Origin of the sequence: Streptomyces sp. NPDC050636 (assembly GCF_040654775.1) — a bacterium.
Taxonomy (GTDB): Bacteria; Actinomycetota; Actinomycetes; order Streptomycetales; family Streptomycetaceae; genus Streptomyces.
This window is the reverse complement of sequence record NZ_JBFAIP010000014.1, coordinates 78,902-101,961: the sequence shown is the minus strand read 5'-3', so window position 1 is coordinate 101,961 and position 23,060 is coordinate 78,902. Positions and strand designations below refer to the sequence as shown.

Here is a 23,060-nt window from a genome sequence, read left to right as displayed (position 1 = left end):
GGTAGTCGGAACGAGGCAGTGCCCCGCGACCCATTCGGCCACGGGGACAAAGAAGCGCGACAGTCGTCCGGTTCGCCGGGAGTACGCACCGGAATGCCGGAGTGGCCCGGCACGGTCGGTCAGAGGCTGCCGACCACCTTGCGCGGTGTGATCCGTACGACCAGGCGCTCGGCGTCCTGCTGGGACGCCGGGTTGAATTCCGCGTACGGCTTGCCCGTGTACTTGTGGGACAGCTCATTGATCAGCTCTTGGCCGCCCTCGGTGGTGAACGAGGCGGAGCCGCGGATCTCGGCGTAGGTGTACGGGTGATCGAAGGGCTGGACGACGACGCTCACCCGGGGGTCGCGGCGCAGGTTGGCGGCCTTGCGGCGGTCGACCGTCGTCGAGATCAGCAGGTCGTCGCCGTCCCGCTTCACCCAGACCGGGGACACCTGGGGGCTGCCGTCGGGCTGGATCGTCGCCACCGTCACAAAGACGGGGGTGTCGAGGAGCTTCTTGAGGGCGTCGGACAGTGTGGCGGTCACGAGGGATCCTTCCGGCGGGCCGTACCGATGGACACGAGCACTCCGATGCTTCCCCAACACCCTTACCGCACCCGGCATTCCCCGTCCGTTCGGGGGAACACCGGGTCGCCGCACACCGCGTCCCGGACCTCCTCAGACCGTACGGACCACCAGCGCCGTGGCGACCGCGGCCAGCCCCTCGGCGCGGCCGGTGAGCCCCAGCCCGTCCGACGTCGTCCCCGACACCGAAACCGGTGCGCCGACCGCCGCCGACAGCGCCTTCTGCGCCTCGTCCCGCCGCTTGCCGACCTTCGGCCGTACGCCGATGACCTGCACCGCGACATTGCCGATCGTGAAACCCTCGGCCCGGACGATGCGCGCGGCCTCGGCCAGCAGCGTCACTCCGGAGGCACCGGACCACTCGGGGCGGTCGGTGCCGAAGTGCGCGCCGAGGTCGCCGACGCCGGCCGCCGAGAACAGCGCGTCGCAGGCGGCGTGCGCGGCCACGTCGCCGTCGCTGTGGCCGGCCAGGCCGTACTCCTCGCCCTTCCAGAGCAGCCCGGCGCACCACAGCTCGCGGCCGCGCTCGAAGGCGTGCACATCCGTGCCGATGCCGACGAGCGGGATGCCGGGCGGCCCCGCGGGGGCGGACTCGGCAGACCCCGTCGACGGCGCCGACGCCGTCGGCTCAGACATACCCATCAGTGGCCCTCCTACGGGCGAGTACGGCCTCGGCCAGGACCAGGTCCAGCGGCCGGGTCACCTTGAACGCTTCCTCATGGCCGGGGACGACCACGACGGGGGCGCCGAGCCGTTCGACCAGCCCGGCGTCGTCCGTGGCGCCCTCACCCTCGACGACCGTGTCATGCGCCTTGAGCAGCGTCGCCCGGTCAAAGCCCTGTGGGGTCTGTACGGCACGCAGCCGGGCCCGCTCCGGGGTGCCGACCACCGGCTCCGGGGTGCCCTGCGGCTGCGGCTCGACCTGCTTGACGGTGTCGGCGAGCGGCAGCGCGGGGACGACGGCCGGCGCGCCGGCGCGTACCGCCGCGATCACCGAGTCGACGGTGTCGACGGGGACCAGCGGACGCGCCGCGTCATGCACCAGCACCACGTCGATGGCGTCCGGCAGCGCCGCCAGACCGAGCCGCACAGATTCCTGGCGGGTCTCACCGCCGGGGACCACCACCAGGTCGGTGCGGTCGCCGAGCGGATGCTCGTTGAGGAGGTGGCGTACCTCGGGGGCACCATCGGGCGGGGCGACCACGACGACAAGGGAGACGGCACGCGAGGCGGCCATCGCACGGACGGCGTGTACCAGCATGGGGGTGCCGCCCAGCGCGCGCAGCGCCTTCGGGGCGCCGGGGCCGAGCCGGACACCGCGGCCGGCGGCGGGAATCACCGCGGCGGTGCGGATCGGGCGGGACGGATCTGACATCGATGGCTCCGGAGTCCGGGCCGAGCCCGGAATTGGCGCAGACAGGTTTGTTTCCTCGGCCGAGGTGGGTATGGCCTGAGCGTGCCGGGCGCGAAGCCTTGACCGGACCCTTCCGTGACATCGGTCGAGGCAGCTGCCCGAGCCCGGCACACCAAAAGGGCGACCGGCCGTAGATATGCCGCAGCGCCCGGCAACAGACCCCTCCACTGGGGAGACAGTCGTCACTCGGGCACCGCGGCAGTGCTGCGTAGAATCACCGCTCGTGAATCGTCACTCAGTGCAGATTCACCGCTCGGTGTCGATACACACTGTGTCGATGCAACTCAGTGCCGATTCACGGTGTCGCGCCGATTCTCGTCACATCGTCGGGTCACGTGGATTCACACAGCGTGCATTGAACACAGCGTGCATTGAACACAGCACGCATTCACGCAGCGTGGATTCATACAGCGTTCTGGCTCACACAGCGTTCACACGCTGCGTCAGGACGCGAGGACCTCGTCGAGCAGAGCCTCGGCCTTGTCTTCGTTCGTGTTCTCCGCGAGGGCGAGTTCGCTCACCAGAATCTGGCGCGCCTTGGCGAGCATCCTCTTCTCGCCGGCAGAGAGTCCGCGCTCGCGCTCACGACGCCAGAGGTCACGAACTACCTCGGCAACCTTGATCACATCGCCGGAAGCGAGCTTCTCAAGATTTGCCTTGTAGCGACGGGACCAGTTCGTCGGCTCTTCGGCATACGGTGCACGAAGCACCTCGAAGACCCGGTCCAGCCCGTCCTGACCAACCACGTCGCGTACGCCGACGAACTCCGCATTGTCCGCTGGAACACGAACAGTCAAGTCGCCCTGGGCGACCTTCAGCACCAAGTAGGTCTTGTCCACGCCTTTGATCTGGCGAGTTTCGATGGCCTCGATCAGCGCGGCCCCGTGATGGGGATAGACCACGGTGTCGCCAACCTTGAACGTCATGTGACAGGTACCCCTTCCGTGGCTATCCATGCTAACACGGGAACGGGCCGTTCTGAATGGCGTTTTCGCAGGTCAGGGCATATCTCGGGGCTTGACAACAGCGCCCGGAACGTGCTGCGAGGGGGCATCAGATACGGGTATTCGCAGGTCGGAGGGGCTCCGCGGGTGAGCTGAAACGCGCCTGCCACACACCGGGAACGCGGTGATCGACATGACGAACGTCCCGTTTTGCACGGATCCGTATGAGCGACTTCCGCTACTCCGTTCGGTTGGTCGCGGGCGGCTCCGGCTCGTTTCTCGAATTGATCAGCATCCGGCTACCGAGGGATGTGATCAATTCCGCGGGGCGCAAACATTCGCTACGAATAGCGCTTTTCACCGGGGGAAACCGGCCGACCGCCACCCGAACGGCAGCGTACCGAATATTCATCCACGTTCTCGGGACACATCGGGGAAGACGGCGCAGGGGACGCCGGGGAAGTGATCGGGAACTGATCACGGAACTGACCGGGATCTGATCGGGCGTCTGATCTGGCATCCGATCTGGCATCCGATCGTGGACGGAGAAGGGTGTCGGGAAGCGGATACGAAGGCCGTGCGGAAGAGGTACGCAAGTGATCTTGAAGGTTCCGGTCGGCGTTCCGTTCGGCGTGCCGGCCCGTCGGATACCGGCCGGCACCTCGGCCCGCGAGGGGTGCCTGATCGCTCCGGGGGCGGGTCGGGTGCGGCGGCGCGAGGGCGGCTCGGTAACCTAGCGGCGCTGACACACCCTTAGGGCGGCTTTACGCACCCGTCGACATGACGCGTACGCAACGGCCGCCCCAGCCGTCCATCCGCGACCGGGCACGAAGTTCGGCCGCCGTAGCTCGTCAAGGAGATGCCGCCGCCGTGAGCCGCAGCCTTCGACGCGGCGTCCTCGCCGCTACCGTCCTTTCGCTCTCGATCGCCTCGCTGTCCGCGTGCGGCGCCGGGAACGACGCACAGACGCTGCAGGTGAAGCCGGACAACGCCGCGACCGCCGTCGGCGACATCAAGATCCAGAACGCGAATGTGATCACCCAGCCCGACCTGAAGGCCAAGGGCCCGGCCGTGATCTCCGCGACGCTGTTCAACAACGGTGCCAAGGACCAGAAGCTGACCGCCATCAGCGTCAACGGCACCGGCAAGTCGGCCAAGCTGAGCCCGGCCAAGGGCGCGGCGGGCGCGATCACCGTGCCGGCCGGCGGCTCCGTCGTCATCGGTGGCGAGGGCAACGCCTCGGCCGTCCTGGCGAGCGGCCGTGAGTCCGTCAAGGACGGCGGCGTGCAGCCCCTGACGTTCAGCTTCAGCTCCACGGGCAAGGTGGGCATCACCGCGTTCATCGTCCCAGCGCAGAAGTACTTCGAGGGCTGGGGTCCCACGGAGGTGCCGCAGCCCTCCGGCTCGGCGACCCCCGCCGGCACCGCCAAGCCGTCGGAGTCGCACTCGCCGGCCGGCTCCACGACCGGCGCCGCGACGCCGACCGGCGCCGCCACCCCGGCCGGCGAGGCCACCAGCCAGGCACACAAGGGTCACTGACCGGGCCGTGGGACGTCGTCGCCTGGATGACGTCCCGCAGCATCACGTAAGCCCGGCACATACGCGTCAGGGGCGCCCGTCCGGATCGGATGGGCGCCCCTGACGCGTACATCGGCCAACAGTTTCGGCTTACGGCTCGAACTTGTAGCCCAGGCCGCGGACCGTGACCAGATAGCGCGGCGCGCCCGGGTCCGGCTCGATCTTGGCGCGCAGCCGCTTGACGTGCACGTCCAGGGTCTTGGTGTCGCCCACGTAGTCGGCGCCCCACACCCGGTCGATGAGCTGCATACGGGTCAGCACCCGGCCGGCGTTGCGCAGCAGCATCTCCAGGAGGTCGAACTCCTTGAGCGGCAGGTCGACCTTGCCACCGGAGACCGTGACGACATGGCGGTCCACGTCCATCCGGACCGGGCCGGCCTCCAGGGCCTGCGGGGTGACCTCCTCCGGCTCGCCGCGGCGGCGCAGCACCGCGCGGATGCGGGCAACCAGTTCGCGGGAGGAGAAGGGCTTGGTGACGTAGTCGTCGGCTCCTATTTCCAGGCCGACCACCTTGTCGATCTCGCTGTCCTTGGCGGTCACCATGATGACCGGGACGTTGGAGCGGCCGCGCAGCTGACGGCAGACCTCGGTGCCGGGCAGGCCCGGCAGCATCAGGTCCAGCAGGACCAGGTCGGCGCCGTTGCGTTCGAACTCGTCCAGTCCGTCGGGGCCCGTAGCCGCGATGGCGACCTCGAAACCCTCCTTGCGGAGCATGTACGACAGTGCATCGCTGAACGATTCCTCGTCCTCGACGACAAGCACTCGGGTCACGGAAGGACCTCCGGGGCAGGGTGAGCAGGGAGCGGTTCGTTGAAGGTCTCGTACGGGCGGTCCTCGTCGTCGAGGCCCTCCGCGGTATCGAGGTCGGCGGGCCGTTCGCGCTCGCGTACGGCACCGGCTTCTGGGAGACGCAGGGTGAAGGTGGAGCCCTGTCCCTCAGCGCTCCACACCGTGACCTCCCCGCCGTGGGAGGCGGCCACGTGTTTGACGATGGCGAGGCCGAGGCCGGTCCCGCCGGTGGCGCGCGAACGCGCCGGGTCCACACGGTAGAACCGCTCGAAGACGCGGTCCCGGTCCTTTTCGGATATCCCGATGCCCTGGTCGGTCACCGCGATCTCGATCAGGTCGCCACCGGGCGCGGAGACCCGGCGGCCGGCGATCCCGACGCGGGTGTGCGCCGGGGAGTAGTTGACGGCGTTCTCGACGAGATTGCCGAGGGCCGCCGCGAGCTGGCCGCGGTTTCCCCATACGTGCAGGTCGGCGGTGCCTCCGGCGGCCATGGTGATCTGTTTCGTGCCGGCCTGCTGGCGGCAGCGGTCGATCGCCTCGGCGACCAGTTCGTCCACCCGGACCGGCTCGGCGTCCTCCAGCGGGTCGTCGTTCTGGACCCGGGAGAGGTCGATGAGCTCCTGGACGAGGCTGGTCAGGCGGGTGGCCTCGTTCTGCATGCGGCCGGCGAAGCGGGTGACGGCCTCGGGGTCGTCGCTGGCGTCCATCACGGCCTCGGAGAGCAGCGAGAGGGCGCCGACCGGCGTCTTGAGCTCATGGCTGACATTGGCGACGAAGTCGCGGCGGACCGCCTCTATGCGGCGGGCTTCCGTGAGGTCCTCGACCAGCAGCAGGACGAGCCGGGAGCCGAGCGGGGCGACCCGGGCGGAGACCGCGAGCGCGTCTCCCCGGCCGGTGCCGCGGCGCGGCAGATCCAGCTCGACCTGGCGTATCTCGCCGTCCCTGCGGGTGTCGCGGGCCATCTGCATCATCGGCTCGACGGCGAGCTTGCCCCCGCGGACCAGCCCGAGGGCGTACGCGGCGGAGCTGGCCTTGACGACGGCGTCGGCCTCGTCCAGGACGACGGCGGAGGAGCGCAGCACGGAGAGCACGGTGTCGACGCCGGGTGGCAGCACCGCGTCGGTGTGCAGGGAGGTCCGCGTGGGCTTGGCCTGGTCGCGCTCACTCCAGCGGAACGCCAGCATGGCGAAGACGCCGGTGCACAACCCGGCGATCGCTGCCACTGCGGCAACGGCCGCGTCCACGTTCATGGCTCCAGGTTATGCGCCGGGTCGGACACTTCCCCAGCCGTGCGGACCTCTCCCCGAACACACGTCGCCCAGAATTCACCGTGAGGTCGGTGGTGGTTCACTCCGGAGGTCGGGAAGGGATCCGCGGCCGCGGGCCAGGCGGCCCTTGGGGGACCGGCACGACCGCCCGGCACCGCCGGGGCGCGGCCGGGTGAACCGTACGGCCGGCCGCGGGGCGGTGGTATGTCGCCCAGAGTTCACCTTCACGACGGCGACGGTTAACTCCCGGTGGCACGGGAGGTCGCGATGTCCCCGCACTGTGAGGGTGCGGGGACGAATCGATCCCGCACCGGCGCGCGGCCGAACCCGGGGATGACCTCCGCTTCCCGGAGTACCGGCCGTGCGGGCACGACCCGTGGGAGCGTAGGAGGAGCGCAGGAACCCAGAGCAGCCGCTCGCCCTTCATTCCCACCTCCCACACCCGCCGGCTCCACCGGACCCACGTGGAGCCGCTGGACCCCTGGATTCGATTCCCTCGAATCCGCACGACCCCATGGATTCGATCCGCTCGGATCCACACCACCACTCGATGCGAGAGAAGGTCACTGATGCGGGACGCGTACCACGAGGAGCTGGATTCGATCGGCGAGGGCCTGGTCGAGATGGCCCGGCTCGTGGGCTCCGCGATCGGGCGCGCCACCACGGCGATACTCGACGCGGACCTCAAGCTGGCCGAGAACGTGATCGCCGCCGACGAGAAGGTCGACGACCTCCAGCGCGATCTGGAGGCCCGGGCGATCGCCCTTCTGGCGCGGCAGCAGCCGGTCGCCACCGATCTGCGGATCGTCGTCACCTCCCTGCGGATGAGCGCCGACCTGGAGCGTTCCGGCGACCTGGCGCAGCATGTGGCCAAGCTGGCCCGGCTGCGCTTCCCGGAGACGGCCGTTCCGCGCGACCTGCACGCCACCATCCTGGAGATGGGGCAGCTGGCGCAGCGGCTGATGGCCAAGGCCGCGGAGGTCATCATCACCAAGGACGTCGATCTGGCGCTCCAGCTGGAGCAGGACGACGACGCGATGGACCTGCTGCACCGCGCCCTCTTCCAGCACCTCATGGACGACCGTTGGAAGCACGGCATCGAGACGGCCGTGGACGTGACGCTGCTGGGCCGCTACTACGAGCGGTTCGCGGACCACGCGGTCTCCGTGGCCAAGCGGGTCGTCTACCTGGTCACCGGGGAGCACGCGGACGAGATCGCCCCGCCGACGGCGGTCGACGGCTCGTGATCACGGCGGTGGTGCAGGGGCGCGTTTCGGCACCCCGCACCACCGTGCGCCGTTGACGCGTGCCTCCGCGCGCCGTTGACGCGCCTCTCGGCCAGGGCTTGCAATGGGCAGCGTTTGGGCACCAGGTGACCCCTAGGAGGCAATTCATGGCACTCATGGCAGACTCCCCCAACCTCACGCCCCACGACAGCCCGCCGGCCGTCGAGCTCCCGCTGCTCAGCAACTGCCAATGCGGCCCCGGCTGCAGCTGCGGCTGCCAGTCCGGCGGCTCGTGCCAGTGCGGTGGCGGCTGCGGCTGACGCGGCAATGCGGTAGTGACAGCGCGAACACGGCCCCCGCCGGCAGGACGCCGGCGGGGGCCGTGTTGTGTCTCAGGGCCGCGTCACACAGTCAGCGGCACCGGGTGGATCTCGTCCGCCGGGTGGCCGGTGCGCTCGTGGACGCGCTGGACGGCTTCGGCCGAAGGTCCCTCGGAGAGGCAGAAGACGTCACCGGAGTCGGGGTCGGCCCAAGCGCGTGCGAAGTGGACGCCTTCCTGGCTCTCGATCGCGAGGTCGGCCTGGTGCGCCTCCTTGAGCTGCTCCTGTGTGATGCCTTTCATGCCGTGGTGGATGTCCATGAAGTTGGCCATCGGGCTCAATCCTCCAACGTGCCGACGGATGCACCCCCTTTACATGCTGCATCCGTTAGCCATGGATTGCCCCATATAGCAGAGTGTTGCGCCGTATTACGCACTTACGTCCGGCCTCAGGCCGTCACTGGCGGGCCTTACTTCTTCAGCCCACAAGCGGCCCAGAGACGGCCCGGCCCAGTCAGCATTTGTCGAAGTCAGCGCTCTACCCAGTCCGCCTACGGCCGCCTGAGCACCGACCCGACTACACGACTCACGGGAGAGTCGCGTGCCATCGGTCAGATCCCGAGCTCGACGCCGGGGGGGGACGGCGCACACGGATCGAAGCACCGCTCCGCGCGCTCAACAAGGGTGCTCATGCCGGAGGGGCCAGGTGACTCGACCGGGTGCCCCTGTGATCGGTACCGTACGAAACGGTTTCGTTCCGCTCGCGTTACCTTCGAGATGTACGAAACCGTTTCGTCTCGATAGGAGTCACCGGTATGGCCCGCAGCAGGCTCACTCCGGAACGCGAGTCCGAGTTGTACGAAGCCGTGCTCGACCTGCTCCGTGAGGTGGGCTACGACGGCCTGACCATGGATGCCGTCGCCACCCGCACCCATTCCAGCAAGGCCACCCTCTACCGCCAGTGGGGGAGCAAGCCCGAGCTGGTGGCCCGGGCCCTGCGGCACAACAAGCCGGTCCGTCTCGACGAGATCGACACCGGCTCGCTGCGCGGCGACTTCCACGAGATGGTGTCGCGTGCCGACGTCGACCAGCTGGAGCGGGACTCCGCGCTGATGCGGGGCCTCGCCCATGCCATCCACGACAACCCCGATCTCCTCCAAGCGCTGCGCGAACTGCTCATCGAACCCGAGATGACCGGGCTCGACGAGATTCTGCGACGCGCAGTCGCACGCGGCGAGGTCGCCCAGGACAACCCGGCGCTGAAACTCGTCCCGCACATGATGACCGGCGCCCTCATCGTCCGCCCGCTGGTCGACGGCCGGCCGGTGGACCAGGCATTCCTGACGACCTACGTCGACGCCGTGGTGCTCCGCGCACTGGGCGTCTGACGCCGCGGGGGCGTTCCCCGCGCCCCGGCCGGGAACCGGGCCCCACCCGGGCCCGAATCACCCGCACCACCGGCACGCACCGCTCACGCGTTGGGCCGGCTCCCCATGCCCTGTCCCGTCTTCACCACTCGGGAGATGCCCCCGTGGCCACGTTCCTCTACAAACTCGGCCGGGCCGCCTTCCGGCGCCGCCATCTCGTGATCCTGCTGTGGGTCGCGTTGTTGGCGCTCGCCGGGGTCGGTGCCGCCACTGCGCCCGCCGCGACCTCCAACTCCTTCTCCATACCCGGCACGGAGGCGCAGAAGGCATTCGACCTGCTCAAAGAGCGCTTCCCTGGCGCAAGCGCCGACGGCGCCACCGCCCGGGTCGTCTTCAAGGCCCCCGACGGCCGGAAGATGACCGACCCGGACAGCCGGGCCACCGTCGCCAAGGCCGTCGGCGAGCTGAAGTCCGGCTCCGACCAGGTCGCCTCCGTCACCGACCCGTACACAGCCCACGCGGTCTCCCGAGACGGCACCACCGCCTACGTCCAGGTGTCGTACAAGGTCAACAAGCTGGAGGTGACCGACGCCACCCGCCACGCGCTGGAAAAGACCGGCAAGAAGGCCGGCGCCGGCGGCCTCACCGTCGAGACCGGCGGCGACGCGCTGGAGACGACCACTCCCGAGACCGGCGCGGGCGAGATCATCGGCGTGGCCATCGCCGGGGTCGTCCTCGTCATCACCTTCGGATCGCTGGTCGCCGCCGGACTGCCGCTGCTCACCGCCGTCATCGGCGTCGGCACCGGCGTCTGCACGATCACCGCGCTCGCCAGTGCCCTGGATCTCGGCTCCACCACCTCCACCCTCGCGATGATGATCGGCCTCGCGGTCGGCATCGACTACGCCCTGTTCATCGTCTCCCGCTACCGCGCCGAGCTCGCCGAGGGCCACGACCACGAGGAGGCGGCCGGACGCGCCACCGGCACCGCCGGCTCGGCCGTCGTCTTCGCCGGACTCACCGTCGTCATCGCCCTGGCCGGCCTCGCCGTCGTCAACATCCCCGTGCTGACGAAGATGGGTTTCGCCGCCGCCGGCACGGTCGTGATCGCCGTCCTCATCGCGCTCACCCTCATCCCGGCCCTGCTCGGATACGTGGGCAAACGCGTCCAGGGCCGTGCCGCCCGCAAGAACAAGCCGGTCAGCGGCAAGCCCAACATGGGCACCCGCTGGGCTCGTTTCGTGCTGCGCCGCCCGGCGATGGTGCTCCTCGTCGGCGTGCTCGGCCTCGGCGCCATCGCCCTACCGGCCACGTCACTGGAGATGGGCCTGCCGGACGACGGCTCGCAGCCGACCTCGACCACCCAGCGCCGCGCCTACGACCTGCTGTCCGACGGCTTCGGCCCAGGCTTCAACGGTCCGCTGATCGTCGTCGTCGACGGGAACAAGGCCGCCGCCGACAACGCGGCCAAGGCCATCCGCGGCCTCGAAGGGGTCGCTGCGGTGACGCCCCCGACCCCCAACAAGGCCGGGAACACCGAAGTGATCACTGTCATCCCGAAGGACCGCCCGTCCTCCGGCGCCACCGAGGACCTGGTCCACTCCATCCGCGACACCAGCGGCGACCACGTCCTGGTCACCGGCTCCACAGCCATGAACATCGACTTCTCGCAGAAGATGAACGACGCGCTGCTGCCCTACCTGGCGCTCGTCGTCGGCCTCGCCTTCCTGCTGCTGATGGTGGTCTTCCGGTCCGTCCTCGTCCCGCTGAAGGCCGCGCTCGGCTTCCTGCTCTCGGTGGTCGCCGCACTCGGCGCCGTCGTGGCGGTGTTCCAGTGGGGCTGGCTCGGCTCCCTCTTCGGCGTCGAGCAGACCGGCCCGATCATGAGCATGATGCCGATCTTCATGGTGGGCGTGGTCTTCGGTCTCGCCATGGACTACGAGGTCTTCCTCGTCACCCGGATGCGCGAGGCGTATGTGCACGGGGAGCGGCCCGGCGAGGCAATCGTGACCGGCTTCCACCACGGCGCGCGGGTCGTCACCGCCGCCGCGGTGATCATGATGGCGGTCTTCGCCGGCTTCATCGGCTCCTCCGAACCGATGATCAAGATGATCGGCTTCGGCCTCGCCATCGCCGTCTTCTTCGACGCGTTCGTGGTGCGCATGGCGATCGTGCCGGCAGTCCTGGCGCTCCTGGGCCACCAGGCGTGGTGGCTGCCGCGCTGGTTGGACCGTGTACTGCCGAACGTCGACGTCGAGGGCGACGGTCTGCGCAAACAACTGTCGCCCGACGCTGACCCGGCCCCGGACGCCGACCGGGAGCCGGCCCGCGTCTGATCCACCCGAAGCCCCGGGGTGCCCGCCGAGCGGGGCGGTCGCCCCGGAGACAACGGTCGGGCATGACACAACGAAAACGGCCCCTGATCCGCATCAACACGGATCAGGGGCCGTTCCACTCCTGTGGCGGCGCCAGGATTCGAACCTGGGAGGGCGAAGCCAGCAGCCAGACTCGCGTTCAAGATCTATTCGGACGTACCCGCCGCGTGTCCCCAGGGAGTTGTCACGGCCGTACCCACATCATGAACGCCTTAGCATTCAGCCCTCATGGCCAAACGCCGGTTGGCAGCGATTCGAGCGCGGGAATCATGTTGCGCCCCGTCGGATAGCGATATCCGGGAGTTTACGTACTCGCGCATGCGCCACCGCGAACGGACGAAAAGGCGCTTGGCGGGGGCTCGGTGTTCCGGCGCTGGGCAAAGCGGAGAAGGAATAGCACGGGCATCTCGCCCTCGTCCGCTTTGCCTGAACTTGTGCCGGATAGCCGTCAAAAGAGGCAGATGAGGGGGGACCCGAAGCAGTCGTGACCGGAGCCGTGGCCATGGTGATGACCGTGGTGATGGTGATGATGATGATGATGGTGATGGTGATGGCCATGGTGATGGTGATGGTGATGATGGCCATGGCCGTCGGCCGGGGCCGACTGGGCCACCTTGGCCTGTGTGGCGATGTGCGGGGCGGTCGTCGCGGCCACAGCCGATGCGGCCGTTGCCGCCCCTGCCGCAAGTGCGATCCCCAGCGCGGCGCTGACCGCGAATATTCGCGAAACGTTTTTCTTCGGGCGATCCATCCGTGTGGTGGTCATGCGAATAACCATGCACACCCATCTGCCCAATTTCACCCCGAGCACGGCCAATCGAGTGAATCGCGCGGAATTCAGTGATCCGGATTTCCAGTCATCTAATTCACTCACCTTTCACGCCCTTATTCAACGGCCGGGTGCGCTTCGTTCATCGAGCCGGGTGCGCTTCGTTCATAGAGGAGTTGCTATCACTTCTCTGGTCTCGTTCTCGCTGCACCTGTCGCAGTCACCTCAGTCTGTATGTGGATCCGGGGTGGCGATGGAAGTGGTACCTGATGCCGACCAGTCGGGACCGCGCGTGGAAGGCTCTCGGTAGGGCCCTCAGGCCGCAAGATCCGCTGGACTGACGGCCCACAGACGGCCCGAGAGAGGCGAAAGCCCCCGATCCGCGCCATAAGCGCAGGTCGGGGGCGTGATCGCCATTCTTACTTCTTCTTGCCCTGGTTCTTCACTGCCTCGATGGCGGCCTTGGCGGCCTCCGGGTCGAGGTAGGTGCCGCCGGGCTTGACCGGGCGGAAGTCGGAGTCCAGCTCGTAGGCGAGCGGGATGCCGGTGGGGATGTTCAGGCCCGAGATGTCCTCGTCGGAGATGCCGTCGAGGTGCTTGACCAGACCGCGCAGGCTGTTGCCGTGGGCGGCGACCAGGACCGTACGGCCGGCGACGAGGTCCGGGACGATGCCGTCGTACCAGTACGGCAGCATGCGGGTGACGACGTCCTTGAGGCACTCCGTGCGGGGGCGCAGCTCGCTGGGGATGTCCGCGTAGCGCGGGTCGTCGCTCTGGGAGAACTCGGAGCCGTCCTCAAGGGCGGGCGGCGGGGTGTCGTACGAGCGGCGCCAGAGCATGAACTGCTCCTCGCCGAACTCGGCGAGCGTCTGCGCCTTGTCCTTGCCCTGCAGCGCGCCGTAGTGGCGCTCGTTCAGCCGCCAGCTGCGGTGGACCGGGATCCAGTGGCGGTCGGCGGCCTCCAGGGCCAGCTGCGCGGTGCGGATGGCGCGCTTCTGGAGGGAGGTGTGCAGCACATCGGGGAGCAGACCGGCGTCCTTGAGCAGCTCTCCGCCGCGGACCGCCTCCTTCTCGCCCTTCTCGTTGAGGTTCACGTCCACCCAGCCGGTGAACAGGTTCTTCGCGTTCCACTCGCTCTCGCCGTGGCGGAGGAGGATCAGCTTGTACGGTGCGTCGGCCATGCCGTCGAGCGTAATCCAGATCCGGATCGGCCCTTGCCCGGGTCCAGGACCTGGGCGTCCCGGCGACGTTTGACGCTTCCCGTCAATTGAGTGGTGGCCTGAGTCGACCCGTCAGTAGGTTGCGATCGTCGGCCTCACCACTTACCCGCGCCGCTGACGCGGGAACACCGAGCACCGCCGGGGGAACTGTCATGTCCGCATCCATCGCCCGTATGAGACGCGCCGCCGTGGAGAGCGTCTCCGGCCTCCCCCGGCAGTTCTGGTGGCTGTGGACCAGCACCTTGATCAACCGGCTCGGCGCGTTCGTCGCCACTTTTCTGGCGCTCTATCTGACCGTCGAACGCGGCTTCTCGGCGTCGTACGCGGGCCTGGTCGGCGCGCTCTACGGGCTCGGCGGCGTGATCTCGTCCATAGGAGCGGGCGTGCTGACCGACCGGCTCGGCCGGCGGCCCACCATGCTGATCGCCCAGCTGTCGACGGCGGCTTCCGTGGCGCTGCTGGGTTTCATGGAGCATCCGGTCGCCATCGCGGCGGTGGCGTGCCTGGTCGGCATGGCGACCAACGCCTCGCGGCCCGCCGTACAGGCGATGATGGCGGACATCGTCGCCCCCGAGGACCGCGTACGCGCCTTCTCCTTGAACTACTGGGCGATCAACCTGGGCTTCGCGATCTCCTCGACCGCCGCCGGACTGATCGCCGAACACGGCTACCTGGCCCTCTTCCTGGGTGAGTCGGCACTGGTACTGGCGTGCGCGCTGGTGGTCTTCTGGAAGCTGCCGGAGTCGCGGCCGGAAGCGATGGGCCCGAAGGACGGCACGCAAGACGCCGCCGCATCGGCCCCCGCCGCGGTCTCCATGCTCACCGTCCTGCGCGACGGCCGCTTCATGACCGTCGTCGGACTCAACCTCCTCCTGGCCCTGCTCTTCCAGCAGGCGTACGTCTCGATGCCGGTGTCGATGGGTCAGGACGGCTTCTCCAGCAGCGACTTCGGTCTGGTGATCGCGGTCAACGGCGTGCTCATCGTGCTGCTGCAGATCCCCGTGACGCGCTTCATCGAACACCGCAGCCCCGCGATGCTGCTGATCGGCTCGGCACTGCTCGCCGGTTACGGCTTCGGCCTGACCGCGCTGGCCGGCTCGGTCGCGATGTACGCGGTCGCGGTGGCCGTCTGGACCCTCGGCGAGATCATCAACTCGCCGACACAGATGGGGCTGGTGGTGCAACTGTCGCCGGTCCATGGCCGTGGCCGCTACCAGGGCATGTACGCCCTGTCCTGGTCTGTCGCCTCCCTGACGGCCCCGCTGCTCGGCGGCGCGGTGATCGACCACTACGGGGCGGATGCGCTGTGGGCGGGCTGCGCGGTTGTCGGCACGGTGGCGGCGGTGGGGTACGGGTTGTTGCTGCGGAACGTGCCGCGGCATGCGGGGGCGGGAGCGGGAGCGGCGTCATCGGACACGGTGGCCGCTTCGGACACGGTGGCCGCTTCGGACACGGTGGCCGCTTCGAAGCCGGAGGGATCGCGGAGCCGGGAGGCGGGGCCCGCGTCGGCGCCGACCGAACCGGTGGCGTAGTCACACAGCCGGCCCCCGTCGGTCAGCGCCGCAGCCCCCGTTGCGCCTCGTGGGGATTTCGCGGCTCGTGGAGATTTCGCGGGGCGCCGGGGGGAGTCGACTCCACCCGGTAGCCGGCCTGGGCGGCGTAGGGGATCTGGGGGGGCGGGTGCGTGAGGGGGCCATGCCTTCGGGGCGCGGGATGGGGTCCGTAGCGGCCGTTCGTGCCAGCCACACCACGAAGACGGGGGTCTCCACGATCGATTGGGCCGCTCGGCGACGAAACCCTGGCTGTGCGGCAGGAGGCCGCGGGGGAAACCGGACCGGCGGACGGGGAGACGTGATGAGGAACAGGGGCGCGACCAGGGCCGTGGACGGGGCGGGGCGGAAGGCGGGGCGCAGGGGCTGGACGATCGGTGCGCTGGTGGTCGCTGCGGCGCTGGTCACCGTGCCGGCCGTGGCTCAGATCGCGGGCGGGACGGGCGGGCCCGCATCCGCTCCCGTACGCGGGCCCGCCCCCGCACACACATCGCCCGCCGACGCGCGCACCGCGCGGATGACGCTTCCCGCACCCACCGGCGCACATCAAGTCGGCACGGTCTCACTCCACTTGACCGACCGCCATCGCCGCGATCCATGGGTGGCCGGGCAAGCCCACCGGGAACTGATGGTGAGCGTCCGCTACCCGGCGCGGAAGGACGCCGGCCGGTATCCGCTCGCCCCGCAGATGCTGCCGGGCGAGGCGGCGGGGTTCGACGCGCTGAACAACTTCTCCGAGCATGTTCCGAAGGGGAAGGTCGACTGGGCGGCCACCCGCACCCATGCGCACAAGGGTGCGCCTGCGGCCCGGCAGAGCGGGCGGCTGCCGGTGGTGCTCTACTCCCCCGGCGCCGGCGATCCCCGTTCGCTCGGCAGCACGCTCTGCGACGAACTGGCCTCCCGCGGCTACGTGGTGGTGACCATCGACCACACCTACGAGACGCCCGCGGTGGAGTTCCCCGACGGGCGCGTGGCACGCAGCGTGATGCCGGCGGAGATGGCTCGGGCGGAGAAGGCCGGGCGGATGACGGAGTTGTTGAAGAAGGTCAGCGGGGTACGGGTGGCCGACACCCGGTTCGTACTCGACGCGTTGGCGGGGCGGGACGGGGCTTCCGTGCTGCCGTCCGGGCTGCGCAGCGCGGTGGATCTGGACTCCGTGGGGATGTTCGGGCAGTCGGCCGGCGGGTTCACGGCGGCGCAGACGATGCACGACGACCGGCGGATCAAGGCCGCGGTGAACATGGACGGCGTCATGGGCTACACCCGGCGCGATGACGATCCGTCGAACCCGTCGACGGTGGGGCTGGAGGGAGTGGACCGGCCGCTGCTGCTGATGGGGAAGGAGGGGGACACCCATCACACGGTCGCCTCCTGGGGCGCGGTGTGGGAGCACAGTACGGGCTGGCACCGGGACCTGACGCTCGGCGGGAGCGAGCATGCGAGCTATACGGATGGCGAGACGCTGATACCGCAGATCGCCCGGCGGCTGGACCTGCCCCGGAAGGACGTGACGAAGATGATCGGCACCATCGACCCCGGCCGCGCGGTCGCCGCGCAGCGGGCGTATGTCTCGGCGTTCTTCGACCGGTGGCTGCGTGGGCGGGACGGCGGGCTCCTGGACGGGCCGTCGGCGCGCTATCCGGAGGTGCGGTTCGTGCCCTAGGGGGGTGGCCGAACACATCCCGTAGGGGGTGCACGAGCCCCCTGCGGGGCCACAACGCGGGGGCAGCGGGCGGTATTCCCCGTGGCTCACCACGTGATCGGCGAAACGCGGCCTGGGAACCGCACCTCCGGACTGCCGCTACCGCGGTTACCGCCGCTACGGCCGCTACGGCGGTTACCGCCGTTACCGCCGCTACAGCCGCTACAGCCGCTACGAACCCTGCGTCAGATGCCTGAACGCCTCAAGGTTGCGGGTGGACTCGCCGCGCGACACCCGCCACTCGTACTCCTTGCGGATGGCGGTCGCGAAGCCCATCTCCAGGAGTGTGTTGAACGACCCGTCGGCGTTCTCCAGGACCGTGCCGAGGATCCGGTCCAGTTCCTCGGGCGTGACGGCGGCCAGCGGAAGCTTGCCGACGAGGTAGATGTCGCCGAGCTTGTCGATCGCGTAACTGACGCCGTAGAGGCGGGTGTTGCGCTCCAGCAGCCAGCGGTGCACCGCCTCGTGGTTCTCGTCCGGGTGCCGGACGACGAAGGCGTTCACGGACAGCGAGTGCCGGCCGACCAGCAGCGAGCAGGTCGTGGAGAGCTTGCGGGTGCCCGGCAGCTTGACGACATACGAGCCGTCCGACGGCGACTCCCACTCCAGCCCTGCCTCGTCCAGGGTCGCCTCGATCGTCCGCCGTGCGCCGTCCAAGGTCTCCGCCACGTCAGCCATGCAGCGATCGTAGGTGACGGCGGCGCTCCTGCATCGCCGCGGTGTAGACCTCGCCGGTCGCCGAGGCGGCGGTGTCCCAGCCGAAGGACTGGGCGTGCCGGGCCGCCTCGGTGCCCATCCGGGCGGCCAGGGACGGGTCCGCCACAAAGCGGCGGAGCGCGCGGGCGTAGTCGGCCGGGTCGTGGCCGGGTATGAGGAAGCCGCTGACGCCGTCCCGTACGGCCACCGGGAGGCCGCCGACCGAGGCCGCGACGACCGGGGTGCCGCAGGCCTGGGCCTCTATCGCGACCAGCCCGAACGACTCGCTGTAGGACGGCATGACCAGGACGGATGCCGCGCGGTACCAGTCGGCGAGCTGTTCCTGGCCGACCGGCGGGCGGAACTGCACGATGTCCCCGATGCCGAGCCGGGCGGCCAGCTTCTGCAGGCCCTCCGGCTTGGCCAGGCCGCTGCCGCTGGGCCCGCCGACCACCGGGACGACCAGGCGGGAGCGCAGCGAGGGGTCCTCGGCCAGGAGCACGGCGACGGCGCGCAGCAGGACGTCGGGGGCCTTGAGCGGCTGGATGCGGCCGGCGAAGAGCGGGATCACCGCGTCCTGCGGGAGACCGAGGCGGGCGCGGGCGGCGGCCCGGCTCTCCGCGACCGCACCGTCGGCGACCCCGTGCGGCTCTCCCCCGGCGGCCCCGCCCGCACGGGACCCGGTCGGCCGGAACCGGTCGAGGTTGACGCCCGGGTGCACGACGGCGACCTTGCCGGGGTCCGCTTCGTAATGCCGGACGAGCTCGTCCGCCTCCTCGGCGGTGTTCGCTATCAGACGGTCCGCCGCCCGGACGACCTGCGTCTCGCCGATCACGCGGGCGGCGGGCTCGGGGGTGTCGCCGACGGCGAGCGCGGCGTTCTTGACCTTGGCCATGGTGTGCATGGCGTGCACCAGCGGGACGCCCCAGCGCTCGGAGGCGAGCCAGCCGACGTGTCCGGAGAGCCAGTAGTGGGAGTGCACCAGGTCGTAATAGCCGGGGCGGTGGCCCGCCCAGGCCTGCATGACGCCGTGGGTGAAGGCGCACAGCTGGGCCGGCAGCTCTTCCTTGGCCAGGCCCTCGTACGGGCCCGCGTCGACATGCCGTACGAGGACGCCGGGTGCGAGCTCGACGGCGGGTGGCAGGGTGCCGGTGGTGGCGCGCGTGAAGATCTCCACCTCGATGTTGATCGAGGCGAGTTTCCTAGCCAGCTCGACGATGTAGACGTTCATGCCGCCGGCGTCGCCGGTGCCGGGCTGATGCAGCGGGGAGGTGTGCACGCTGAGCATCGCGACCCGGCGTGGGCGGCGCGAGCTGCCGGGCAGCCGCAGTCTGGCCTGGCCCGGGAACTGGCCGTGGGGACGGCTGCGGAGCCGGGACACGTATTGGCTCACTGCGAGCTACCTCCTAGCCGAGGCGGGCTGCGCGCCTCCGAACCCCTCCAACAACAGAAGCCGCCCATCCATTTCCGTCCGGCGTCATGACTTCGCACTTTGCCAAAGCGTGACCTACGCCGGCCGCTGTGGCGCGCCCCCACGACGCGACCCCATACCCTCGATGGCATGGCCCGCCGCCCCTCCGTCTCCGCCGTCTCCGCCGCCACTGCGGCGTCCGCGCCGTCCCGCCCCGTCGGAAACGTCACCCGCGGCACCACCAACCCGAACCGGCTGCGCCGGATGGACCGCTGGATCGCCGCCGAACACGGCGCCGAGCTGCGCCGCGCCGCCGACCCCGTCGCGGTCGACCTCGGATACGGCGCGGCGCCCTGGACGGCCGTGGAGCTGCTGGGCCGGCTGCGTACGGTCCGGCCGGACGCGCGGGTCGTCGGCGTGGAGATAGAGCCGGCCCGGGTCGAAGCCGCCCAGCGGTACGAGCGGCCGGGGCTGGATTTCGTACACGGCGGCTTCGAGGTGCCGCTGCCGGGCGACCGGGGGCGCGCGCCGGTCCTGATCCGGGCCGCGAACGTCCTGCGGCAGTACGACGAGGGCGAGGTCGCCGCCGTATGGCAGCGGCTGTGCGCGCGGCTGGCGCCCGCTGGGCTGCTGGTCGAGGGCACCTGCGACGAGATAGGCCGGCGCCACGTCTGGGTGGCGCTGGGCCCCGAAGGCCCCCGTACGGTCACCTTCGCCACCCGGCTCGGCTCTCTCCACACCCCCTCCGACCTGGCAGAACGCCTCCCGAAGGCGCTGATCCACCGGAATGTGCCGGGCGAGCCGGTGCATGCCTTCCTCCGCGATTTCGACCGCGCCTGGGCGGCGGCCGCCCCACTGGGCGCGCTGGGCGCGCGGCAGCGTTGGCTCGCCGCCGTACGCAGCCTGGCGGCCGACTGGCCGCTGACCGGCGATCCGCGCCGCCGGCGCCAGGGCGAGGTCACGGTGCGGTGGGAGGCGCTGGCGCCACGCGGGTGAGCGGACAGGCCCTAGGCGGCCACCAGCAGCCCCGCCAGTTCCCGCAGCCGCGCCTCCGTCACCGATCCGCCCGGCGCGCTGTACGTCACCAGCGCCTGGTCGGCGTCGCTCGTCAGCCGGAAGCTCTCGAAGGTGAGGCGGAGCTCGCCGACCTGCGGGTGCACGATCCGCTTGCTGCCCCGCAGGCATTCATGCACCGCCTGCGCCTCCCATACCCGGCGGAAGTCCGGGCTCCGGTCGAGCAGTTCGGTGACCACCTCGCAGATCCGCGGGTCGCCCGGGTGCCGTCCGCTCTCGGCCCGCAGATTGCCGACGACCTCCTCGGCGATCCGGTCCCAGTCCGGGTGCAGCACGCGCGCCGCAGGATCGAGGAAGACCAGCAGCGCCGAATTCCGTCGGCCGGGGTCGAGCGCTTCGAGGTCGAAGGCGATCCGGCCGCCCAGCGCGTTCCAGGCGAGGATGTCCATACCGCGGCCCATGACCGTGGCGGGAACGCTCTCCATCGCGTCCAGCAACTGCTGGATCTCGGGCCGCACGGTCTGCCCGGGACCGTCCCCGGCCGCGCGGGGGTCGCCCTCGCGGCGCCGCGGCACCGCCACATTGCGCAGATACGTCACCTCACCGCCGGTCAGCCGCAGCGCCCGCGCGATGGCGTCCAGGACGGAATCGGAGATCGCGGGCGCGCGGCCCTGCTCGATCCGGGTGTAGTAGTCGACGCTGATGCCGGCGAGCTGTGCGACCTCCTCGCGCCGCAGGCCCCGCACCCGGCGGCGGTTGAGTCCGCCGGGCAGCCCGAGGTCGGCCGGGTCGAGCGCCGCACGGCGCGCCTTGAGGAACGAGCTGATCTCGACTTCCGCATGCAGCATCCGTCCAGTATGCGACGCACGGCCGGTTGGGTGGTTCCGCCGGACCCAGGTTGCGACGGGCCTGGTCCGCTCCGCGTACACGCCGCAAGGTGGTCCACACACCGGACCACCGGACAACTGACGGACCGGCTGACAACTGACCTCCTGATAACTGGTCACCTGATATCTAGTCGCCTGATACCTGGTCGTCTGATACCTGGTCGTCTGACAACTTACGGAGCAGCTCATGAAGCGCAGGATCCTCGGCGGTACCGGCATCTCGGTCAGCGAGTACGCGCTGGGCGCGATGATGCTCGGAGCCTGGGGCAACACCGACCACGACGACGGCGTACGGATCGTGCACCGCGCGCTGGACGCCGGCATCAACTTCATCGACACCGCGGACGTCTACGCCGCGGGCGAGTCCGAGGAGATCGTCGGCAAGGCCCTCAAGGGGCGCCGCGACGATGTCGTCCTGGCCACGAAGTTCTTCAACTCCATGGGTCCGGACGCCAACCACGGTGGGAATTCCCGCCGTTGGATCGTCCGCGCGGTGGAGGACAGCCTGCGCCGGCTCGGCACCGACCACATCGACCTCTACCAGGTCCACCGCCCCGACCCGGCCACCGACATCGACGAGACGCTCGCCGCCCTCTCGGATCTCGTACGGTCCGGCAAGGTGCGGGCGGTCGGCACGTCGACCTTCCCCGCCGAGCAGATCGTCGAGGCGCAGTGGACCGCCGAGCGCCGCGGCCATGTCCGCTTCCGCAGCGAGCAGCCGCCGTACTCGATGCTGGCCCGCGGTGTGGAGGCCGCGGTGCTGCCGACCGCGCAGCGCTACGGCATGGGCGTACTGACCTGGGGGCCGCTCAGCGCGGGCTGGCTGTCCGGCCGCGATCTCTCGGCCAGCTCACGCGCCGGCCTCGAATCCCAGAAGTTCGACCTCTCGATCCCCGAGAACGCCCGCAAGGCGGAGGCGGTGGCCGCTCTGTCGAAGGTCGCCGCGGAGGCCGGCCTGTCGCTCCCGCACCTGGCGACCGCCTTCGTACGCGCCCACCCGGCGGTCACCTCCGTCATCATCGGCCCGCGCACCCTCGACCAGCTCAACAGCCTCCTGGAGGGTTCCGAGGTGACGCTCGGCGCGGATGTCCTGGACCGGATCGACGCCATCGTCCCGCCGGGCACCGACCTCAACCGCGCGGACAGCTACTACGTCCCGCCGGCGGTGGCGGACGCGGCGCTGCGGCGGCGCTGATCCAGGGGGCACGCAGCCAAGGCCGGGGGTTGGAAGGGCGCTACGACTCCAGCTCAAGACCAATCAGATGAGACAGCGCAAGACGCTGCCTAGGCCCCGGATCAGGAGCTGAAACTAGCTCCTGACGCACCCAATCCTCCACAGAGACTGTTGCTCGACCATGCCAGGCCCCCGACATTGCGCCGGGGGCCTTCTCATTCACCAATGAGCCTTGTTCAACTTGAAGTTGCTGGTCACGGGGCTGGTGTGGGGTTCGGTTCGTGCACTCGTGCTGGTCGGGGGCGGTTGTCTGGGATCAAGATCGTCTGTCACGCGAGACCTCGGTGTTGGTCAGGACCAGCAGGGCCCGCAGCAGCGGGGTGGCGTGACGCACGTCCAGGCGGAGCTTCGTGAGGATCCTCCAGTTCTTCAGGTGCGCGAAGGCGTGCTCGCAGACCGCGCGGACGGACGCGATCAGCTTGTTGACCTGCTTCTTCGCCGACGTGAGGGGCTTGGTGCGGGCGGCTTTGTAGCCGGTGATGACCACCGGGTTGTCCGGGGCGTCGTCCAGGCCGACGAAGCCGAGGTCGCCGATGGCGCCCAACTCGACGGTCCGCAGGCGCTCGACGAGCTTGTTGTAGCGGGCGGTGGTGATCTCCGAGGAGCGTCCCGGGCGGGCCGCGGACAGCCACAAAAGGCGGCCCTTGTCGTCGGTGAGTGCGAGGAAGAGCAGGCCGTGGGCCTTGTGTTCCCGCTGTAGTTGCGTCGGTTGTCTGTTCCGGTGCGGCGCCGGG

22 protein-coding genes are annotated in these 23,060 nt (G+C 69.9%); 10 read left to right on the top strand and 12 right to left on the bottom strand.

What is annotated here, in order from left to right; translation table 11 throughout:
- Positions 1–119: 119 nt before the first annotated feature.
- The 4 genes from AB0I10_RS14800 to AB0I10_RS14785 all read right to left on the bottom strand — a co-directional run bounded on the left by AB0I10_RS14800 (position 120) and on the right by AB0I10_RS14785 (position 2,903).
- Positions 120–524 carry a PPOX class F420-dependent oxidoreductase gene (locus AB0I10_RS14800; RefSeq protein ID WP_363152825.1) on the bottom strand — a complete coding sequence of 135 codons (405 nt, stop codon included), beginning with the start codon at positions 522–524 and terminating at the stop codon, positions 120–122.
- 132 nt (positions 525–656) lie between these two features.
- Positions 657–1,199: a 2-C-methyl-D-erythritol 2,4-cyclodiphosphate synthase gene (ispF, locus tag AB0I10_RS14795; RefSeq protein ID WP_363152859.1), complete on the bottom strand. Its 543-nt coding sequence runs from the start codon at positions 1,197–1,199 to the stop codon at positions 657–659.
- On the bottom strand, positions 1,192–1,938 hold the full coding sequence (gene ispD / locus AB0I10_RS14790) for a 2-C-methyl-D-erythritol 4-phosphate cytidylyltransferase (RefSeq protein WP_363152824.1): 747 nt from the start codon (positions 1,936–1,938) through the stop codon (positions 1,192–1,194). Before ispD ends, ispF begins: the two co-directional genes overlap by 8 nt.
- 482 nt (positions 1,939–2,420) lie before the next feature.
- Positions 2,421–2,903, bottom strand: a complete 483-nt coding sequence (locus AB0I10_RS14785) for a CarD family transcriptional regulator (protein ID WP_003953493.1) — start codon at positions 2,901–2,903, stop codon at positions 2,421–2,423.
- Positions 2,904–3,791: 888 nt separating this feature from the next.
- On the opposite strand from AB0I10_RS14785, the gene AB0I10_RS14780 reads away from it, so the two are divergent.
- Positions 3,792–4,460, top strand: coding sequence for a DUF461 domain-containing protein (locus AB0I10_RS14780; RefSeq protein WP_363152823.1), 669 nt, complete (start codon positions 3,792–3,794; stop codon positions 4,458–4,460).
- Positions 4,461–4,589: 129 nt separating this feature from the next.
- On the opposite strand, the gene AB0I10_RS14775 is transcribed toward AB0I10_RS14780, so the two are convergent.
- Positions 4,590–5,270 carry a response regulator transcription factor gene (locus AB0I10_RS14775; protein WP_006603892.1) on the bottom strand — a complete coding sequence of 227 codons (681 nt, stop codon included), beginning with the start codon at positions 5,268–5,270 and terminating at the stop codon, positions 4,590–4,592.
- Entirely contained in the window at positions 5,267–6,538 is a 1,272-nt protein-coding gene (locus tag AB0I10_RS14770) for an ATP-binding protein (protein WP_363152822.1), read from the bottom strand. Before AB0I10_RS14770 ends, AB0I10_RS14775 begins: the two co-directional genes overlap by 4 nt.
- Before the next feature lie 587 nt (positions 6,539–7,125).
- Here AB0I10_RS14770 and phoU point away from each other — a divergent pair.
- Positions 7,126–7,803 (top strand): phosphate signaling complex protein PhoU, encoded by a 678-nt coding sequence (gene phoU, locus AB0I10_RS14765; protein ID WP_363152821.1) that lies wholly within the window; start codon positions 7,126–7,128, stop codon positions 7,801–7,803.
- A 146-nt stretch (positions 7,804–7,949) separates the two neighbouring features.
- On the top strand, positions 7,950–8,102 hold the full coding sequence (locus tag AB0I10_RS14760; RefSeq protein ID WP_363152862.1) for a hypothetical protein: 153 nt from the start codon (positions 7,950–7,952) through the stop codon (positions 8,100–8,102).
- Between the two features lie 83 nt (positions 8,103–8,185).
- Here the strand turns inward: AB0I10_RS14760 and AB0I10_RS14755 are convergent, their stop codons facing one another.
- Positions 8,186–8,434, bottom strand: a complete 249-nt coding sequence (locus tag AB0I10_RS14755; protein ID WP_363152820.1) for an SCO4226 family nickel-binding protein — start codon at positions 8,432–8,434, stop codon at positions 8,186–8,188.
- Positions 8,435–8,916: 482 nt separating this feature from the next.
- On the opposite strand from AB0I10_RS14755, the gene AB0I10_RS14750 reads away from it, so the two are divergent.
- The 3 genes from AB0I10_RS14750 to AB0I10_RS14740 all read left to right on the top strand — a co-directional run bounded on the left by AB0I10_RS14750 (position 8,917) and on the right by AB0I10_RS14740 (position 12,687).
- Positions 8,917–9,489 (top strand): TetR/AcrR family transcriptional regulator, encoded by a 573-nt coding sequence (locus AB0I10_RS14750; RefSeq protein ID WP_363152819.1) that lies wholly within the window; start codon positions 8,917–8,919, stop codon positions 9,487–9,489.
- Between the two features lie 143 nt (positions 9,490–9,632).
- Positions 9,633–11,804, top strand: coding sequence for an MMPL family transporter (locus AB0I10_RS14745; RefSeq protein WP_363152818.1), 2,172 nt, complete (start codon positions 9,633–9,635; stop codon positions 11,802–11,804).
- 541 nt (positions 11,805–12,345) lie between these two features.
- The gene (locus AB0I10_RS14740; RefSeq protein ID WP_363152817.1) at positions 12,346–12,687 is read left to right on the top strand and encodes a hypothetical protein; all 342 of its coding nucleotides are present in this window, start codon (positions 12,346–12,348) and stop codon (positions 12,685–12,687) included.
- A 344-nt stretch (positions 12,688–13,031) separates the two neighbouring features.
- On the opposite strand, the gene AB0I10_RS14735 is transcribed toward AB0I10_RS14740, so the two are convergent.
- A complete protein-coding gene (locus AB0I10_RS14735) occupies positions 13,032–13,793 on the bottom strand; it encodes a phosphoglyceromutase (protein ID WP_363152816.1) in 762 nt (253 codons plus the stop codon).
- Between the two features lie 191 nt (positions 13,794–13,984).
- Here AB0I10_RS14735 and AB0I10_RS14730 point away from each other — a divergent pair, with 191 nt between their 5' ends.
- Together AB0I10_RS14730 and AB0I10_RS14725 are read left to right on the top strand one after the other, a co-directional pair.
- On the top strand, positions 13,985–15,364 hold the full coding sequence (locus tag AB0I10_RS14730) for an MFS transporter (protein WP_363152815.1): 1,380 nt from the start codon (positions 13,985–13,987) through the stop codon (positions 15,362–15,364).
- A 322-nt stretch (positions 15,365–15,686) separates the two neighbouring features.
- Positions 15,687–17,045 carry a hydrolase gene (locus AB0I10_RS14725; protein WP_363152814.1) on the top strand — a complete coding sequence of 453 codons (1,359 nt, stop codon included), beginning with the start codon at positions 15,687–15,689 and terminating at the stop codon, positions 17,043–17,045.
- Positions 17,046–17,255: 210 nt separating this feature from the next.
- Here the strand turns inward: AB0I10_RS14725 and AB0I10_RS14720 are convergent, their stop codons facing one another.
- Both AB0I10_RS14720 and mshA read right to left on the bottom strand, forming a co-directional pair.
- Positions 17,256–17,762, bottom strand: a complete 507-nt coding sequence (locus AB0I10_RS14720; RefSeq protein WP_363152813.1) for a YbjN domain-containing protein — start codon at positions 17,760–17,762, stop codon at positions 17,256–17,258.
- Positions 17,755–19,173, bottom strand: coding sequence for a D-inositol-3-phosphate glycosyltransferase (mshA, locus tag AB0I10_RS14715; protein ID WP_363152812.1), 1,419 nt, complete (start codon positions 19,171–19,173; stop codon positions 17,755–17,757). Before mshA ends, AB0I10_RS14720 begins: the two co-directional genes overlap by 8 nt.
- Positions 19,174–19,341: 168 nt before the next feature.
- Between mshA and AB0I10_RS14710 the strand changes: the two genes are divergently transcribed.
- A complete protein-coding gene (locus AB0I10_RS14710; protein ID WP_363152811.1) occupies positions 19,342–20,187 on the top strand; it encodes a class I SAM-dependent methyltransferase in 846 nt (281 codons plus the stop codon).
- A gap of 11 nt (positions 20,188–20,198) precedes the next feature.
- Here AB0I10_RS14710 and AB0I10_RS14705 read toward each other — a convergent pair whose 3' ends face one another.
- A complete protein-coding gene (locus AB0I10_RS14705; RefSeq protein ID WP_363152810.1) occupies positions 20,199–21,053 on the bottom strand; it encodes a helix-turn-helix transcriptional regulator in 855 nt (284 codons plus the stop codon).
- Between the two features lie 226 nt (positions 21,054–21,279).
- On the opposite strand from AB0I10_RS14705, the gene AB0I10_RS14700 reads away from it, so the two are divergent.
- Complete coding sequence (locus AB0I10_RS14700; protein WP_363152809.1) at positions 21,280–22,287, top strand: aldo/keto reductase; 1,008 nt, start codon at positions 21,280–21,282, stop codon at positions 22,285–22,287.
- Positions 22,288–22,582: 295 nt separating this feature from the next.
- Here the strand turns inward: AB0I10_RS14700 and AB0I10_RS14695 are convergent, their stop codons facing one another.
- Positions 22,583–22,999, bottom strand: coding sequence for a transposase family protein (locus tag AB0I10_RS14695; RefSeq protein WP_363152858.1), 417 nt, complete (start codon positions 22,997–22,999; stop codon positions 22,583–22,585).
- Positions 23,000–23,060 lie beyond the last annotated feature (61 nt).

Excerpts from the sequence above, each read along its gene's own strand:
- ispF (WP_363152859.1), bottom strand. The coding sequence starts at position 1,199 with ATGTCTGAGCCGACGGCGTCGGCGCCGTCGACGGGGTCTGCCGAGTCC.
- ispD (WP_363152824.1), bottom strand. The coding sequence starts at position 1,938 with ATGTCAGATCCGTCCCGCCCGATCCGCACCGCCGCGGTGATTCCCGCC.
- AB0I10_RS14785 (WP_003953493.1), bottom strand. The coding sequence starts at position 2,903 with ATGACGTTCAAGGTTGGCGACACCGTGGTCTATCCCCATCACGGGGCC.
- AB0I10_RS14770 (WP_363152822.1), bottom strand. The coding sequence starts at position 6,538 with ATGAACGTGGACGCGGCCGTTGCCGCAGTGGCAGCGATCGCCGGGTTG.
- phoU (WP_363152821.1), top strand. The coding sequence starts at position 7,126 with ATGCGGGACGCGTACCACGAGGAGCTGGATTCGATCGGCGAGGGCCTG.
- AB0I10_RS14760 (WP_363152862.1), top strand. The coding sequence starts at position 7,950 with ATGGCACTCATGGCAGACTCCCCCAACCTCACGCCCCACGACAGCCCG.
- AB0I10_RS14755 (WP_363152820.1), bottom strand. The coding sequence starts at position 8,434 with ATGGCCAACTTCATGGACATCCACCACGGCATGAAAGGCATCACACAG.
- AB0I10_RS14750 (WP_363152819.1), top strand. The coding sequence starts at position 8,917 with ATGGCCCGCAGCAGGCTCACTCCGGAACGCGAGTCCGAGTTGTACGAA.
- AB0I10_RS14740 (WP_363152817.1), top strand. The coding sequence starts at position 12,346 with ATGGTGATGACCGTGGTGATGGTGATGATGATGATGATGGTGATGGTG.
- AB0I10_RS14735 (WP_363152816.1), bottom strand. The coding sequence starts at position 13,793 with ATGGCCGACGCACCGTACAAGCTGATCCTCCTCCGCCACGGCGAGAGC.
- AB0I10_RS14730 (WP_363152815.1), top strand. The coding sequence starts at position 13,985 with ATGTCCGCATCCATCGCCCGTATGAGACGCGCCGCCGTGGAGAGCGTC.
- AB0I10_RS14725 (WP_363152814.1), top strand. The coding sequence starts at position 15,687 with ATGAGGAACAGGGGCGCGACCAGGGCCGTGGACGGGGCGGGGCGGAAG.
- AB0I10_RS14720 (WP_363152813.1), bottom strand. The coding sequence starts at position 17,762 with ATGGCTGACGTGGCGGAGACCTTGGACGGCGCACGGCGGACGATCGAG.
- AB0I10_RS14710 (WP_363152811.1), top strand. The coding sequence starts at position 19,342 with ATGGCCCGCCGCCCCTCCGTCTCCGCCGTCTCCGCCGCCACTGCGGCG.
- AB0I10_RS14705 (WP_363152810.1), bottom strand. The coding sequence starts at position 21,053 with ATGCTGCATGCGGAAGTCGAGATCAGCTCGTTCCTCAAGGCGCGCCGT.
- AB0I10_RS14700 (WP_363152809.1), top strand. The coding sequence starts at position 21,280 with ATGAAGCGCAGGATCCTCGGCGGTACCGGCATCTCGGTCAGCGAGTAC.